The organism is Microbacterium sp. LMI13-1-1.1, from assembly GCF_040815625.1.
In the GTDB taxonomy this organism is placed as follows: domain Bacteria; phylum Actinomycetota; class Actinomycetes; order Actinomycetales; family Microbacteriaceae; genus Microbacterium; species Microbacterium forte.
Genome location: NZ_JBFPNL010000001.1, coordinates 965,699 through 981,303, shown reverse-complemented (window position 1 = coordinate 981,303; position 15,605 = coordinate 965,699). Strand labels below are relative to the sequence as shown.

13 protein-coding genes are annotated in these 15,605 nt (G+C 68.2%); 7 read left to right on the top strand and 6 right to left on the bottom strand.

What is annotated here, in order from left to right; all coding sequences use genetic code 11:
- Nucleotide 1 precedes the first annotated feature (1 nt).
- Nucleotides 2-2,443 (bottom strand): DNA gyrase/topoisomerase IV subunit A, encoded by a 2,442-nt coding sequence (locus MRBLMI13_RS04735; RefSeq protein WP_079112872.1) that lies wholly within the window; start codon nucleotides 2,441-2,443, stop codon nucleotides 2-4.
- Between the two features lie 60 nt (nucleotides 2,444-2,503).
- Here MRBLMI13_RS04735 and MRBLMI13_RS04730 point away from each other — a divergent pair, with 60 nt between their 5' ends.
- Nucleotides 2,504-3,625: an alkaline phosphatase family protein gene (locus tag MRBLMI13_RS04730; protein WP_367820084.1), complete on the top strand. Its 1,122-nt coding sequence runs from the start codon at nucleotides 2,504-2,506 to the stop codon at nucleotides 3,623-3,625.
- Between the two features lie 29 nt (nucleotides 3,626-3,654).
- On the opposite strand, the gene sepH is transcribed toward MRBLMI13_RS04730, so the two are convergent.
- Complete coding sequence (gene sepH / locus MRBLMI13_RS04725) at nucleotides 3,655-4,689, bottom strand: septation protein SepH (protein WP_367820086.1); 1,035 nt, start codon at nucleotides 4,687-4,689, stop codon at nucleotides 3,655-3,657.
- A gap of 196 nt (nucleotides 4,690-4,885) precedes the next feature.
- Between sepH and MRBLMI13_RS04720 the strand changes: the two genes are divergently transcribed.
- Nucleotides 4,886-5,179 (top strand): DUF4193 domain-containing protein, encoded by a 294-nt coding sequence (locus MRBLMI13_RS04720; RefSeq protein ID WP_042540214.1) that lies wholly within the window; start codon nucleotides 4,886-4,888, stop codon nucleotides 5,177-5,179.
- Nucleotides 5,180-5,289: 110 nt separating this feature from the next.
- Here MRBLMI13_RS04720 and MRBLMI13_RS04715 read toward each other — a convergent pair whose 3' ends face one another.
- A complete protein-coding gene (locus MRBLMI13_RS04715) occupies nucleotides 5,290-5,754 on the bottom strand; it encodes a DUF3093 family protein (RefSeq protein WP_056377643.1) in 465 nt (154 codons plus the stop codon).
- A gap of 12 nt (nucleotides 5,755-5,766) precedes the next feature.
- Here MRBLMI13_RS04715 and dut point away from each other — a divergent pair, with 12 nt between their 5' ends.
- The 5 genes from dut (at nucleotide 5,767) to dxs (ending at nucleotide 12,652) form a co-directional block, all read left to right on the top strand.
- A complete protein-coding gene (gene dut / locus MRBLMI13_RS04710; protein ID WP_042540218.1) occupies nucleotides 5,767-6,240 on the top strand; it encodes a dUTP diphosphatase in 474 nt (157 codons plus the stop codon).
- Nucleotides 6,233-6,820 carry a DUF3710 domain-containing protein gene (locus MRBLMI13_RS04705; RefSeq protein WP_042540219.1) on the top strand — a complete coding sequence of 196 codons (588 nt, stop codon included), beginning with the start codon at nucleotides 6,233-6,235 and terminating at the stop codon, nucleotides 6,818-6,820. Before dut ends, MRBLMI13_RS04705 begins: the two co-directional genes overlap by 8 nt.
- Entirely contained in the window at nucleotides 6,817-7,551 is a 735-nt protein-coding gene (locus tag MRBLMI13_RS04700) for a DUF3159 domain-containing protein (RefSeq protein WP_367820089.1), read from the top strand. The genes MRBLMI13_RS04705 and MRBLMI13_RS04700 overlap by 4 nt, the downstream gene beginning before the upstream one ends.
- Before the next feature lie 153 nt (nucleotides 7,552-7,704).
- Nucleotides 7,705-10,542 (top strand): aconitate hydratase, encoded by a 2,838-nt coding sequence (locus tag MRBLMI13_RS04695; RefSeq protein WP_042540223.1) that lies wholly within the window; start codon nucleotides 7,705-7,707, stop codon nucleotides 10,540-10,542.
- A gap of 169 nt (nucleotides 10,543-10,711) precedes the next feature.
- The gene (gene dxs / locus MRBLMI13_RS04690) at nucleotides 10,712-12,652 is read left to right on the top strand and encodes a 1-deoxy-D-xylulose-5-phosphate synthase (RefSeq protein WP_042540225.1); all 1,941 of its coding nucleotides are present in this window, start codon (nucleotides 10,712-10,714) and stop codon (nucleotides 12,650-12,652) included.
- 57 nt (nucleotides 12,653-12,709) lie between these two features.
- Here dxs and MRBLMI13_RS04685 read toward each other — a convergent pair whose 3' ends face one another.
- From MRBLMI13_RS04685 to MRBLMI13_RS04675, 3 genes are all read right to left on the bottom strand, one after another.
- A complete protein-coding gene (locus MRBLMI13_RS04685) occupies nucleotides 12,710-13,405 on the bottom strand; it encodes an SPFH domain-containing protein (RefSeq protein WP_042540289.1) in 696 nt (231 codons plus the stop codon).
- Between the two features lie 141 nt (nucleotides 13,406-13,546).
- On the bottom strand, nucleotides 13,547-14,998 hold the full coding sequence (locus tag MRBLMI13_RS04680; RefSeq protein WP_367820092.1) for a glycerol-3-phosphate dehydrogenase/oxidase: 1,452 nt from the start codon (nucleotides 14,996-14,998) through the stop codon (nucleotides 13,547-13,549).
- Nucleotides 14,995-15,600, bottom strand: a complete 606-nt coding sequence (locus MRBLMI13_RS04675; protein WP_367820094.1) for a TetR/AcrR family transcriptional regulator — start codon at nucleotides 15,598-15,600, stop codon at nucleotides 14,995-14,997. Before MRBLMI13_RS04675 ends, MRBLMI13_RS04680 begins: the two co-directional genes overlap by 4 nt.
- Nucleotides 15,601-15,605 lie beyond the last annotated feature (5 nt).

Genomic DNA, 15,605 nt, shown 5'->3' with positions numbered 1-15,605 from the left:
CTCAGACCAGAGTGCGACCGATGCTCCCGATCACGCCGTCGATCGGCTGGCCCGACGCATCGCGTCGGGCGCCGGGCTCGGGGAGCTTGCGCACCGCACCTGTCGGGTCGACGGCCTGCGCGGGGCTCGGCCCGACCCAGGCGACCGTGAGGTGGTCCTCGCCCTTCAGGAACGAATGCGCGCGCACTCCGCCGGTCGCCCGACCCTTCGACGGGTACTCGGCGAAGGGCGTCACCTTGGCGCGTCCTGGCTCGGTGCCCGGAAGACTGCTGTCGGAACCCGAGACGGTGGCGACCACGGCATCGGCATCCGGCGAGACCGCTCCGAAGAACAGCACCGATGAACCGGCGCCGAGCTTGATGCCGGCCATGCCGCCTGCGGGCGCGCCCTGCGGGCGGACGGCCGAGGCGGAGAACCGCAGCAGTTGGGCGTCGGTCGTCACGAACACGAGGTCGGCGTCGTCCTGCGCTTCGACCGCCCCGACGACCGTGTCACCGGGCTTCATGCCGATGACCTCGAGATCCGGACGCACGGGAAGCGTCGACGGGACGATGCGCTTGACCGTCCCCTGTGCCGTGCCCATGGCGATCGGGACGTCGCTGTCGAAGCGCACGAAACCGAGGATCCGCTCTCCGCGGATGGTGATGCCGAGATAATCGCGCAGCGGAGCTCCCGCCGCGAGCTGCACGGAGGACGACGGCACGGACGGCAGATCGACGGGGGAGAAACGCAGCACGCGCCCCTCAGAGGTCAGCGCGCCTATCTCTGCGCGCACCGTCGTCTCGACAGTCGTCAGGATCGCGTCGTGCTTGCTTCGCCGTGCCGGAAGCGTCAGCTCCTGGCCCTCGGCGAGGTCCACCCGCACGGCACGCCCTGTCGTCGAGAGCACGAGCACGGTCGGAGCGTCGGCGATCTGCAGGTCGACCGCGCCCTTCGTGGCGCGCGGCTTCGGGGGCGCGGCGTTCATCAGCAGCGTGCGGCGAGGAGTCCCGTATGCGTCAGCCGCTGCGTCGAGCTCCTCGGCGACCACTGCTCGCAGGAGCACGTCGCTCCCGAGCAGGTCCCGCAGCCTGGCGATCTCGGCGAGCAGGGCGTCGCGCTCGGTCTCGAGCTCGATGCGCGAGAACTTCGTCAGGCGCCGCAGGCGCAGTTCGAGGATGTACTCGGCTTGAAGCTCGCTGAGGTCGAACACCGAGCGCAGTCGCGCCCGCGCCTGCTCGGAGTCGTCCGACGAACGGATGACCTGGATGACCTCGTCGATGTCGAGGATCGCGATGAGCAGGCCCTCGACGAGGTGCAGGCGCTCCTCTCGGCGGGCGAGACGGTATCGACTGCGGCGGGTGATGACCTCCAGCCGGTGAGCGACATAGACGCGCAGCATCTCCTTGAGCCCGAGCGTGCGCGGCTGTCCGTCGACCAGGGCGACGTTGTTGATGCTGAAGGAGTCCTCGAGCGGGGTGAGCCGGTAGAGCTGCTCGAGCACGGCATTGGGGTCGAAGCCGGTCTTGATGCCGATCGCGACGCGCAACCCGTGGTTGCGATCGGTGAGATCGGTCACGTCGCTGATGCCCTGCAGCTTCTTCGACTGCACCGCGTCACGGATCTTCTCGATCAGACGCTCGGGGCCGACCATGTATGGGAGTTCGGACACGATGATGCCGGTGCGCCGCGGCCCGAGCGGTTCGACCGAGACCTTGCCGCGCACCTTCAGGGCGCCGCGGCCGGTGGCGTATGCGTCTCTGACACCGTCGAGCCCCATCAGGATGCCACCCGAGGGGAAGTCGGGGCCGGGCACGAACTCCATGAGCTCTTCGGTCGTGGCGTCGGGGTTCTCGAGCAGATGGGTGGCGGCGGCGACGACCTCGATCAGGTTGTGCGGTGCCATGTTGGTCGCCATGCCGACGGCGATGCCGCTCGCGCCGTTGACCAGGAGGTTCGGGAACGCAGCAGGGAGCACGGAGGGCTGCTGGAACTGACCGTCGTAGTTCGGGATGAAGTCGACGACGTCCTCGTCGAGGTTCTCGGTGAGAGCCATCGCAGGGGAGGCCAGGCGTGCCTCGGTGTAGCGGGCCGCTGCGGGCCCGTCATCGAGCGAGCCGAAGTTGCCGTGGCCGTCGATCAGCGGCACACGCAGAGCCCATTCCTGGGCGAGTCTCACGAGGGCGTCGTAGATCGCCGAGTCGCCGTGCGGGTGCAGCTTTCCCATGACCTCGCCCACGACGCGGGCGCTCTTGACGTGACCGCGGTCCGGGCGAAGCCCCATCTCGGCCATCTGATAGAGGATGCGACGCTGCACGGGCTTCAATCCGTCGCGAGCGTCAGGCAGAGCCCGCGAGTAGATCACCGAATAGGCGTATTCGAGGAATGAACCCTGCATCTCTGTTTCGAGATCGATGTCCTGGATTCGCTCGGGGGCGAGCTCGGCAGGCGGGGTCTTCGGCATGGGCATCCTGAAATGGTGCGAGGCTGAGGGCGTACGGGAGCCTGTGTCAGACTGGCTCGGATGTCCCTCATTCTACCGTCCGAGTCGCTCGCCGCCCGCAGCGTCGTCGGGGTGGCGGACGACGTGTTCGCCGCTCTCCGCGGCGAATCGGCGAGCCTGCCGCGGGCCGAATCCGTCGTCCTCGCCATCATCGACGGGCTCGGCGCGATCAGCCTGCGCGCCCACGCCGGCCATGCCAGGGCGCTCACGTCCGGGATGGCGAAGAAGGACGTCGCCCACTCGGTCTTCCCCTCGACCACCGCGGCGGCGCTGACCAGCATCCTCACCGGGGTGTGGCCGGGGCAGCACGGCCTGGTCGGTTATCGCGTTCTCGACCCTGCTCGGGGCATCCTGGTCAATCAGCTGACCGGCTGGGAGTCGGAAGGGCTGGATCCGGCGACCTGGCAGGCGGCTCCGACGGTCTTCGAGCGCGCTCGTGCGGAGGGGCGCCCGACCTTTGCGGTCGGCGTCGCCGCCTACGCGGCGAGCGGGTTCACCCGGGCCACGCTGCGCGGGGCCGAGTTCGTCGCCGCCCAGACACCCGCAGAGCGCGTCGAGGTCGCATACGACCTCGCCGAGCGTCACCCGGGCTCGCTGATCTACTGCTACCTGCCCGAGGCCGACAAGGCCGGGCACCGGTACGGCCTCGACTCGGTGCAATGGGTGTCGGCGCTCGAGGAGATCGATGCCGCCCTGTCTCGACGCGTGCCTCCGGGCGTCGGCGTCCTCGTGACCTCGGACCACGGCATGGTCGACGTGCCGGTGCACCGGCAGGTCGTGCTCGAGGCCGAGCACCTCGACGGGGTCCGGCACATCGGAGGTGAACCGAGGATGCTGCACGTCTATGTCGAACCGGACGCCGATGCGGCGGTCGTCGCCGAGCGGTGGCGTCGCGATCTCGAAGGCCTCGCCGACGTCGGCACCGGGCAGGAGGCGATCGCATCCGGGTTCTTCGGCCCCGAGGTGACATCGGCCGCCGCGTCGAGGATCGGCGATGTGCTCGTCGTGGCGAGAGGCAACGGGGCGGTGTACGACGGCACGGCCGCGGATCAACGCAGCAGGGGGATGATCGGGCAGCATGGTGGTCTGACCCCGGAGGAGCGTCAGGTCCCACTGCTCAGGTTCGGCGCGTTCGCTCGCTGAGCGTCGGCATCCACCCGCCTGAGGGCGCCCTATTCGTCGGTGCGTGCTCCGAACACGATCTCGTCCCATGACGGCATCGCGTTGCGGCGCTTGCGGCGTCCGTTGCCCTCGTTCGACGGCTCGGGGGCGACCTCCGGCTCGTCTTCGCCGGGCTCGTTGCTCTCGAAGGCGTCGAACAGTGCGATCGGATTCTGGTCCGTGTCGCTGTCGTCCGAGTGGTCGAGGATCGGCGCGGTCTCGCGCTGGCCGCGTCGGCGTCGCAGAGCCTCGAGCAGGTCGGCCGTCTCGGGGCTCGTCGTCGCCGACTCGGGTGCGCGCTTGATGGCGGCATCCTGCACCGCGGCAGTCGAGCGCTCGGGCGCGATGCTGTCATCGACATCAGCCTCGGGCGCGGGGAGCAGACGGGGTCCGAACGCGCCGGAGTCGAAGCGGCTGTCGTCCTTGTAAGGCGATGCCTGCCGTTCAGCCTCGACGGCGCGCAGACGGGGGATGAGGCCGTCGGGCAGCGAGCCCTGGCGGGACAGCTGTGTGGCATCGGCATTGAGGGGTGCCAGCGCACTGCGTCGGGGGTCGAAGCTCCAGCGTGCATCGTGCTCGACCTCGTTGGCGGTGAACTCGAGCTTGATGATCCAGCCGGTGTCGTCCTTCCAGCTCGCCCAGCGCTCGGCCGAGGCCTCGACCTCGGACAGTTTGGCGCGGATCGCGGTGCCGAAGGTGGGCTGAGCGTCGGGCTCGACATCGCTGCCGATCAGCACGGGAACGGCGAGCGCCTGACCGATGACGTGCTCACGCTCGGCGAGAACGGGTCCTTCGAAGCGGATGACGTCGTCGACGCTGATGCCGAGGAGTGCGGCGACCTCCGGTGCCGTGAGGCCGGCGCGGATCTGCGCCTGGATGTCGCGCGGACTCGCGGCGAGCCGCTGAGCAGTCGGCTCGCTCTGTCGCGTCGCGCGCCGGATCTCGCGGTGCAGGACGTCGTCGATGGGCAGCGCGAAGCGCTCGCCCGACTCGGTCGCGAGTACGAGCACTCCTGCTTCTGTGCCGACGATGGTGACGTTTTCCATGCGAATGCCCCTCTGATGGGTGTGCGTTCATGGTGTCACGCGGGGCCGCCCAGAACCGGGAATACTCTGGGCGTGCCGTGAGTTTGGTCTGTCGCAGCCGCGGGCATTTGCTTATTCCTCCGCGGTCATGCAAACTATGGCCGCCGATTACCCCGACGGCGCACCACCCACTCGCATGAAAGTGGAGATTCACCACATGGCAACCGACTACGACGCTCCCCGCAAGAGTGAAGACGACTCCGAGTCGATCGAAGCCCTCAAGGAGCGTGTGCCGGACAAGCTCTCCGGCTCGTCAGGAGACGAGGACGCGGACAACCCGTCCAGCTTCGATCTTCCTGGAGCCGATCTTTCCGACCTCGAACTTGATGTCGTCGTGCTGCCCGCGCAGCAGGACGAGTTCACCTGCATGAACTGCTTCCTTGTGAAGCACCGTTCGCAGCTCGACCACGAGGGGGCTTCCGGCCCCATCTGCAAGGAGTGCGCTGCCTGAGCGCACCAGAGAACAAGATCCCACGCGCCCCCGACCTCACGGTCAGGGGCGCGTCGTCTTGTGGTCAGGTCAGCGCTCGTCGCGGTCGGGCAGCGCTGGTTCTGGTCAGGTCAGCGCTGGGCGGCGATAATCGCCGCGGCGAGCCGATCGGGAGTTCGGGTCGAGATGGTCCAGGTGTCCACCGGGTCGTCAGGGTCATCGTTCGGAACGACGACCACCCCGTCGACACCCCCGCGGATGAGATGCCAGCCCCGTGCCGGCAGGCCTGGGCCCCGCGCCTGGCGCGCCTCTTCGGCGCTCAGCGCTCGGGGCGTGCCGAGGTGCTGGACCTCGATGTGCGCTCGACCGGCACGAAGCACGTCGCCGTCGACCGACACGACCGGCGCGAGCGCGATGAACGCGACCACCAGCACAGCCGAGACGGCGGCGCCGACGATCAGGGCGACGGTCGAGCCGATGGGAACGAAGATGAGCGCCACCATGGGGCCGGCGAGAGCGACCGTCACCAGCAGCCACAGGCTGGGGGACAGTCTCTCGCGGTAGCGGGTCCGCGCGTCGGGAGCGATGTTCTGCATTAGCCTCGTGGGGTGACTGAATCCGTTGATGTCCCCATTATCGCCTCTGTCGTGCCCGGCTACGCCCACCCCGGCGATGCCGGAGCCGATCTGGTGGCGGCCGAGGCCGTTCATCTGGCCCCGGGGGAGCGGGCGCTCGTCGCGACCGGCGTGCGCATCGCGTTGCCGGAGGGGTACGCGGCATTCGTCGTGCCCCGCAGCGGTCTCGCGGCCAAGCACGGCATCTCGATCGTGAACTCGCCGGGAACCGTGGATGCCGGATACCGCGGTGAGATCAAGGTGAGTCTGATCAACACCGACATCCACACGGCGTACGATGTGGCCGTCGGCGATCGCATCGCGCAGCTGATCGTGATGCCCGTGACTCGTGCCACCTTCATCCCGGTCGAGGAGCTGCCAGGCAGCGTCCGCGGCGAGGGTGGCTTCGGCTCGACCGGCTACCAGGCAGGACTCCATTCATCTTCGGCAGGACAGATCAATGACTGACAACAACGCGACTCCTTCGAAGTCGGCACCGGACGACCGGGCGACACAGGGGCCCTTCGACGACTCCGAGGCGAACCCGGTTCGTCCGTACATCGACCTCGGTGGAATCAAGATCCTCCCGCGTGAGGGGCTGAACCTCCGACTCGAGGTCGAGGAGCAGTCCAAGCGCATCGTCGCCGTCGGACTCGACTACGCGGACTCCTCCCTCCAGGTGCAGCCGTTCGCCGCGCCCCGATCCGGTGGGCTGTGGGACGAGACCCGCGTGCAGCTGCGCGATCAGGTCCGCACCCAGGGCGGGCGGGTCGAGGAGCGCGAGGGGCCGCTGGGCAAGGAGCTTCTCGCAGAGGTCCCTGCCGCGGCCAATGAGGGCTCCGAGCTGCGGCTCGCTCGGTTCATCGGCATCGACGGCCCTCGATGGTTCCTCCGCGGCGTCATCGGCGGCGCTGCGGCGTCTGACCTCGAGGCCGCCGCCAAGGTCGAGGATCTCTTCCGGTCGATCGTCGTCGTCCGCGGGGGAGCTCCGATGCCTCCGCGCGACCTGATCCCGCTGAAGATGCCCGCGACTCCCGGCTCCGCGTGACCACCCCCGCTCCCGAGCCCGAGCGCGAGCAGCGCGCATCCGACATCGTCGGGGCCGCGCTCGGCGGCGCTGCCCGCCGCGCCGGTCTCGATCCGACCGAGAGCGACGCGACACACAAGGTGGTGTGGTCCGCGATGGGCGGATGGCGCGGCATCCTCGAATCGGTGCTTCCCAGCCTCGCGTTCGTCATCCTCTTCACGATCCGGCCCGAACCCCTGATCCTGCCTCTGGGCGTGTCGGTCGGACTCGCGGCGGTCTTCACGATCGTCAGACTGCTCCAGAAGTCCCCGCCCTCGGCCGCCATCGGTGGCCTCGTGGCCGCGGCGGCTGCCGCCGCGTTGGCGCTGTGGACGGGGCGAGGCGAAGACAATTTCGTTCCCGGGCTCATCACCAACGCCGTCTACGGCACGGGGATGCTCGTCTCGGCCCTGGTCGGCTGGTCGCTGATCGGTCTCGCCGTCGGCTTCCTGATGGGAGAGGGCACCGCGTGGAGGCGCGATCGTCGAAAGCGTCGTGCGTTCCTGTGGCTCGGCATCGCCTGGGCTGCGCTGTTCTTCGCACGTCTCGCGGTGCAGCTGCCGCTGTACCTGGCGGGGGACGTCACGGCTCTCGGCACACTGAAGCTCATCATGGGCCTGCCGCTGTTCGCGCCGTTGATCGCGGTCACCTGGCTCGTCGTGCGCGCCCTGTATCCGCGAACCCCGGATGCCGGAACACCGCAACGGTCGTGATAGATTTATCTTGACATCAAGATAAATTGCAGGCTTTCGCCCGGAGGTCGAGCAGAGCAGACTGGTTAGGACTGCCTTGCTAGCCGCAGGGGCTCGCTGGCGAGCAAGATGGAGGCGCCTGTCGCTCCCATCCGAATAGAAGGAGACGGAATCGTGTCCACGGTGAACAGCTTCGGTGCCAAGAGCACCCTGACGGTCGGCAGCACCGACTACGAGATCTTCCGCATCGACACGGTGCCCGGTTTCGACAAGCTCCCTTTCAGTCTCAAGGTCCTCCTCGAGAACCTGCTTCGCACCGAGGACGGCGCGAACGTGACGAAGGCGCAGATCGAAGCCCTGGGCTCCTGGGATGCCGCGGCTGAGCCGAGCACCGAGATCCAGTTCACGCCGGCCCGTGTGGTCATGCAGGACTTCACCGGTGTTCCCTGCATCGTCGACCTCGCCACCATGCGCGAGGCCGTCACCGCACTGGGTGGCGACGCGAACAAGATCAACCCGCTCTCGCCCGCCGAGATGGTCATCGACCACTCGGTGATCGCCGACCTCTTCGGCTCGGAGAACGCTCTCGAGCGCAACGTCGAGATCGAGTACGAGCGCAACGGCGAGCGCTACCAGTTCCTGCGCTGGGGCCAGACGGCCTTCAGCGACTTCAAGGTCGTTCCCCCGGGGACCGGCATCGTGCACCAGGTGAACATCGAGCACCTGGCCAAGGTCATCTACGACCGCGACGTCGACGGCGTGCTGCGCGCATACCCCGACACCTGCGTCGGCACCGACTCGCACACCACCATGGTCAACGGTCTGGGCGTGCTCGGCTGGGGCGTCGGCGGCATCGAGGCCGAGGCCGCGATGCTCGGCCAGCCCGTGTCGATGCTCATCCCGCGCGTGGTCGGCTTCAAGCTCTCGGGCGAGATCCCGGCCGGTGTCACGGCGACCGACGTCGTCCTCACGATCACCGACCTGCTGCGCAAGCACGGCGTCGTCGGCAAGTTCGTCGAGTTCTACGGCGAGGGCGTCGCCTCGGTGCCGCTCGCGAACCGCGCCACCATCGGCAACATGTCGCCCGAGTTCGGTTCGACCGCGGCGATCTTCCCGATCGACGACGTCACCCTCGACTACCTGCGCCTGACGGGTCGCAGCGAAGAGGCCGTCGCGCTGGTCGAGGCCTACGCCAAGGAGCAGAAGCTCTGGCATGACGCCTCGCAGGAGCCCGTCTTCAGCGAGTACCTCGAGCTCGACCTCGGCACCGTGGTGCCGTCGATCGCCGGCCCGAAGCGCCCGCAGGACCGCATCCTCCTCTCCGACGCCAAGTCGCAGTTCGAGCAGGACATCCTCGCGTACGCCTCGGCGTCGACGTCGGACTCCGTCGTCGATCTCGAGTCGAAGCACTCCTTCCCGGCATCCGACCCCGGTTCGGTCCCCGGCGAGGAGGAGCCCACCACGACTCGCCCCGTGCACATCAACAGCGGGGCTCCGGCGCACGCGTCGAAGCCCGTGCCGGTCACGACTCCGTCCGGTGAGAAGTACATCCTCGACAACGGCGCGGTCACCCTCGCGGCGATCACCTCGTGCACCAACACCTCGAACCCCTCGGTGATGATCGCCGCGGGTCTGGTCGCCCGCAAGGCGCTCGAGAAGGGGCTCAAGCAGAAGCCGTGGGTCAAGACCACACTCGGCCCCGGATCCAAGGTCGTCACCGACTACTACGAGAAGTCCGGTCTCGACAAGGACCTCGAGGGCCTCGGCTTCTACACCGTCGGCTACGGCTGCACGATCTGCATCGGCAACTCGGGCCCGCTGATCGAGGAGGTCTCCGCGGCCATCAACGATCACGATCTCGCCGTGACCGCCGTGCTCTCCGGAAACCGCAACTTCGAGGGACGCATCAGCCCCGACGTGAAGATGAACTACCTCGCCAGCCCGCCGCTGGTCATCGCCTATGCGCTGGCAGGCTCGATGCACTTCGACTTCGAGAACGATGCGCTCGGCAAGGGAACCGACGGCGAAGACGTCTTCCTCAGGGACATCTGGCCCAGCCCGGCCGAGGTCCAGGAGCTCGTCGACTCGTCGATCTCGCGTGAGCAGTTCATCAAGCAGTACTCCACCGTCTTCGACGGCGACGAGCGCTGGCGCAGCCTGCCCACCCCGGACGACGACATCTTCCAGTGGGACGAGAACTCGACCTACGTGCGCAAGGCGCCGTACTTCGACGGCATGACGATGGAGCTCACCCCGGTGCGCGACATCGAGGGCGCGCGAGTCATGGCGACGCTGGGTGACTCGGTCACGACCGACCACATCTCGCCTGCCGGCAACATCAAGCCCGGCACCCCTGCGGCTCAGTACCTCACCGAGCACGGCGTCGACCGCAAGGACTTCAACTCCTTCGGATCGCGCCGCGGCAACCACGAGGTCATGATCCGCGGAACGTTCGCGAACATCCGCCTGAAGAACGTCATGGTCTCGGCCGTCAACGACGGCCAGGTCGTCGAGGGTGGCTTCACCCGTGACTTCACGAAGCCCGGTGGACCGCAGTCGTACATCTACGACGCGAGCATGAACTACCAGGAGCAGGGCACGCCCCTTGTCATCTTCGGCGGCAAGGAGTACGGCTCCGGCTCGTCGCGAGACTGGGCGGCCAAGGGCACGAGCCTGCTGGGCGTCAAGGCCGTCATCACCGAGAGCTTCGAGCGCATCCACCGCTCGAACCTCATCGGAATGGGCGTCGTCCCGCTGCAGTTCCCCGCAGGCGAGAGCTGGGAGTCGCTGGGTCTCGACGGCACCGAGGTCGTCTCGATCACGGGTCTCGAGGAGCTCAACAACGGCACCACTCCGAAGACGGTCCGTGTGACCGCCACCCCGACCGAAGACTCGCCCGAGGGCAAGCAGGTCGTGGAGTTCGACGCGGTCGTCCGCATCGACACCCCCGGTGAGGCGGACTACTACCGCAACGGCGGAATCCTGCAGTACGTGCTGCGTTCGCTGGTCTGATCACAGCGACGACGAGGGCCCGGTTCTTCTGAACCGGGCCCTTTCGCGTGTGCGGGTCCGTGTCAAGGGGCGAGGCGTTCTCCGAGCTTTCACGGATGGCCGCGGTAGGATCGATCAGGCTTTCGAACCGGAATCGGATGCCGCCAACGGTGCCTAAGAGGAGGTGCAGATGCCCATTCTTCCGAGCATCTCAGGACCCCGTGATCTCGACTCCCTCTCGACGGAGCAGCTCATCGAACTCGCCGGCGAGGTGCGCGAGTTCCTCGTCGAGAACGTGTCCCGTACCGGCGGCCATCTGGGCCCCAACCTCGGAGTGGTGGAGCTGACGATCGCTCTGCACCGGACCTTCTCGTCGCCCGACGATCCGTTCATCTTCGACACCGGCCACCAGTCCTACGTGCACAAGCTGCTCACGGGACGCCAGGACTTCTCGTCCCTCCGCGTCCGCGGTGGACTCGCGGGCTACCCCCAGCGCGGCGAGAGCCTGCACGACGTGGTCGAGTCCTCCCACGCGTCGAGCTCTCTCAGCTGGGCCGACGGAGTCTCCCGTGCGCTGACCGCGACCGGTCGCGGCGATCGTCACGTGGTCGCGGTGGTCGGCGACGGTGCGCTCACGGGTGGCATGACGTGGGAAGCCCTCAACAACATCTCCGACGACAACGACCGTAATCTCGTGATCGTCGTCAACGACAACGGGCGCTCGTACGCTCCGACGATCGGCGGGATGTCGCGGTACCTCAACCGCGTGCGCACCGCCGCGGCCTACAAGGACCTGCACCACAAGTCGGACCGGCTCTTCCGGGCGTTCGGGCCCGTCGGTCGCGCGGTCTTCCGCGGCGTGCGTGGTGGCACCCACGGCTTCCTGTCGCGTTTCACCAACAACGAGGCGCTGTACTCCAACCTCGACATCAAATACCTCGGTCCCGTCGACGGGCACGACCTCCCGGCACTCCTCGAGACCCTCGAGCTCGCGAAGTCCTATGGTGCACCGGTCATCGTGCACGCCATCACGGAGAAGGGCCGCGGATACCAGCCCGCCCGAGACGACGAGGCCGACCAGTTCCACGCTGTCGGGCGCATCGATCCGACCACGGGCGAGACGCTCTCGTCGGGCGGCACCGGCTGGACCGACGTGTTCTCCGACGCCCTGGTCTCGGTCGGCGAGCGTCGCGACGACGTCATCGCCATGACGGCAGCCATGCTGCGCCCGACGGGGCTCGCTCCGTTCGCCGAGCGCTTCCCCGACCGCGTGTACGACGTGGGCATCGCCGAGCAGCATGCGGTGGCCTCCGCCGCGGGCCTCGCGTTCGGCGGACTGCATCCCGTCGTGGCCCTCTATGCGACCTTCATGGGACGCGCGTTCGACCAGGTGCTCATGGACGTCGCGCTGCACCGCGCGGGCGTCACCTTCGTTCTCGATCGTGCGGGTGTCACCGGACCCGACGGGCCCAGTCACCACGGCATGTGGGACCTCGCGATGCTGCAGATCGTCCCGCACATCCGCATCGCGGCACCACGAGACGCCGCGCGGCTGACGGAGGCTCTCGACGAGGCCGTCCTCGTGGACGACGCCCCGACGGTGATCCGCTTCCCCAAGGGCGACGTCGCGCCCGAGCTGCCGGCGATCGAGCGCCTGCACGACGGCGTGGACGTGCTGGCCAGGGGTGAGTCGGAGGATGTCCTGCTGGTGGCCATCGGCCCGTTCGCAGCTCTCGCGATGGATGTCGCCGAGCGGCTTCGTGCCCAGGGCATCGGCGCGACGGTCATCGACCCCCGGTGGGCGATTCCCGTGCAGCCCTCGATCGTGAGCATGGCCGCGCGGCATCGCCTCGTGATCACCATCGAAGACGGCATCCGCGTCGGCGGCATCGGCACTCGCGTTCGTCAGGTCCTTCGCGAAGCCGGCATCGACACGGCCGTCGACGAGCTGGGGCTGCCGGACGAGTTCATCGATCATGCATCGAGGGACCAGATCCTCGCGGATGCAGGCCTCACCGCGTCGAAGATCGCGCAGGACGTCGTCTCCCAGGTGCTCGGAACGCGAATCCCCGTTGCACGGGATGCCGGCGCGAACGGATCGATCGACCTGCCGCTGCACGAGCGGAGCTGATCGACGTCGCATTCCGGTCCCGGCCGAGGAAGGCCGAGGAGTCAGCGAACCCGACGATCAGTTCAATGCGTGGAGGGCGGCGACCGCCTGGGCCCCGCGATCGGAGTCACGGAGAGCGGTCGAGAGCAGGTAGCCGTCGGTCAGGGCATCGCCGGTGACCATGACGCGCACGAGCTCGACTCCGCACGCCCGGCGCACCTCTTCGGCGCTGGCAGCGATCACGCGGGTGTTGATCTCGTCGTTGTGCGGCAGCTCGGCGCCGTCGAGTCCTCGGATGACGTCTCGCAGCGCCGCCCCGACGATGTTCGAGGCGCGTTCCTTGACGTTGACGACATCGAGTTCGAAGACCCGGAGATCTCGCCCGGTCGGGATCGGACGCCACTCGAACGAGGCATGCACGCGGTGCTGATGTCCGTTCGCCCCGGTCATCTCTCGCGCGGGCAGATCGGTGGCACGGCACCGCACGTCGATGAGGCGGTACCAATAGAAGAGCGGGAATGCGCCGTGGGATCCCGGGTCGAGCACGACGACCTCTCCGACCGCTCCGCCTCGGGATGACGGTCGACGCTGCGGTCGGTTGCGGATGATCGGCTTGCCGTTCCGCGTGCGGATCGCAGCCCACCCCTCATCGACCGTGACGATGAAGATCTTCAACAGCGCCGGCACGACCAGCAGGATCGTGAGGATCGCAGTGCCGGTCTTGAAGAGGCCCGACATTCCCTTGCCGCCCAGCATCGAGAGGAGCATGTCCATGCCACCACTGTGCCCCCTCGGGCGCGGGCGGATCGCCATCTTCGAGGCGCACGCGAAGGTGTTCATGCGCTGTTCCGCGCTCGTTACCCGGCCTGCCGCGAGGCGGATAGGGGGCGGGTCGGTCCCGGTGGTGCGGCCCTGTCAGGAGAGAGTGGCGAGTATTTCGGCGACGGTGGATTCGACGGCTGTACGCTGCCGCTCGCGGTCCGCGTCCACGAGGCCGACGCGCGTGCGCCGGTCGAGCACATCACCTGCGGTCATCGCGCCCTCGGCGCGGACGGCGAACTCGATGGTGGCGCGCGACACAGGTCCGCGGCCCACGCTGTCGCCGGCGGGAACGGCGACGGCGGTGTCGGTGAGCCGCAGGGTCGCCGTGCTGCTGGGGCCCGCTCCGAGTCCTGCCGTCTCCACGGCCAGGTCGACCGCGTCCTCAGCCATCCGTCGGTAGGTGGTCAGCTTGCCGCCGAGCACGTTGACGAAGCCCTTCTCCGAGACCGCGACGAGATGACGACGGGAGATATCCGCCGTCGAGGTCGCGCCGGTGTCGACGAGTGGGCGCAGCCCGGCGAATGATCCGCGCACCTGGTCCCGAGTGATCGGCACGGACAGCACTCGGTTGAGGTTCGTGAGCAGGAACGCGATGTCGCCCTCGGTCGCCACAGGAACGCGCGGCACCGGCCCCGGAGCGTCCTCGTCGGTGAGTCCGACGATCACGCTTCCGTGCTGCTGCGGCAGAGCGAACACGTAGCGGCTGATCGAACCCTCGTGCGGAATCGTCAGCGCGGCCGACGGGTCGCCGAGATCGGCCGCGTCGAGCACGATATGCGTCCCGCGACTGGGCCGCACCGTGATCGACTCATCGAGACTCCCGGCCCAGACACCGGTGGCGTTGACGACCGCTCGCGCCCGGATATCCAGGCGCTCGTCCGTCAGCACGTCCTGAGCGATGGCGCCGTCGCCGCGCAGCTCGAGCGCCCGCACCCGTGTGAGGATGCGAGCGCCGTGACTCGCCGCAGTCCTGGCGACCGTGACGACCAGGCGCGCATCGTCGACGAGCTGACCGTCGTACGAGAGCATCCCTCCTCGCAAGCCCGCTCGGGAGAGCGAAGGGACGAGGCGCTGAGCCGTTCGAGCCGAGACGAGGCGCGGCGGTGGCAGGAACCGGCTCGGCGTGCGGGCTCGTATGCGCAGCAGGTCTCCCATCGCCATCCCGACAGTCCCGGCCGCACGCTGGCGCGCGGTCACCCCGGTCGTGAAGGGCAGGAGCTGGCCGAGCGGACGGATGAGGTGCGGTGCGATCCGCGTCATCAGGAGGTGTCGCTCGACAGCGCTCTCCTTGGCGGTGGCCACATCGCCGGTGGCGAGATAGCGAAGTCCGCCATGCACGAGTTTCGAGCTGAAACGGCTGGTGCCGAACGCGAGGTCCTCGGCCTCGAGAAGAGTGACGCTCAGACCCCGTGCTGCGGCATCGAGCGCGACGCCGACACCCGTGATGCCCCCGCCGATCACGAGGACATCGACCGTCTCGTCGCCCGTCCGGCGGAGTTCTGCGGCCCGACGCGCGACGTTGAGGTCGGGGGAGTGAGAGGTCATGGCCGGAGCAGCCCGTCGAGTGCTGCGCGCAACTCGCGCTCCCACGAGTCCTCGGAGAGGAGCTCTGAGACCGTTCCGTGGGAGAGCACCGCAGACTGGGCGATGAGCAGCAGCATGACGGCGATCTCATTCGGATCACCCCAGCGGACTGATCCGCCCCGCTGCGCCGATCCGATGGCCGTGGCCAGCCAGCCCAGGATCAGTCGCTGGCTCGATCCCACCCGCTGCAGCGTGTACCGGGTGAATGCTTCGGGCTCTTCAGCGAGAAGCCGCCCGTACACGGCGTCTGCCCGGAAGAGCGCGGTGAAGCGCAGGACGTCGTCGACCAGCTCGCTTCGGGTGGCTGCATGTGCCGGGAACCGGTCGAGGATCACCGCGACTCTGCGCAGCAGCGCTGCGCGGACGACATCGTCGGCATCGCTCCAACTGCGATAGACGGTGGGCCGGCTGTGACCGGCACGGCGAGCGAGCTCTGCGATCGTCAGGCCGTGCACTCCTCGGCGAACGATCAGCTCATCTGCGGCGTCGAGGATGCGCGATTGCGTGGCATCCCATTCGGGCGCTGAGGTGCCGACGTCGACCAGTACTTGACGTTCTTCCATGATGT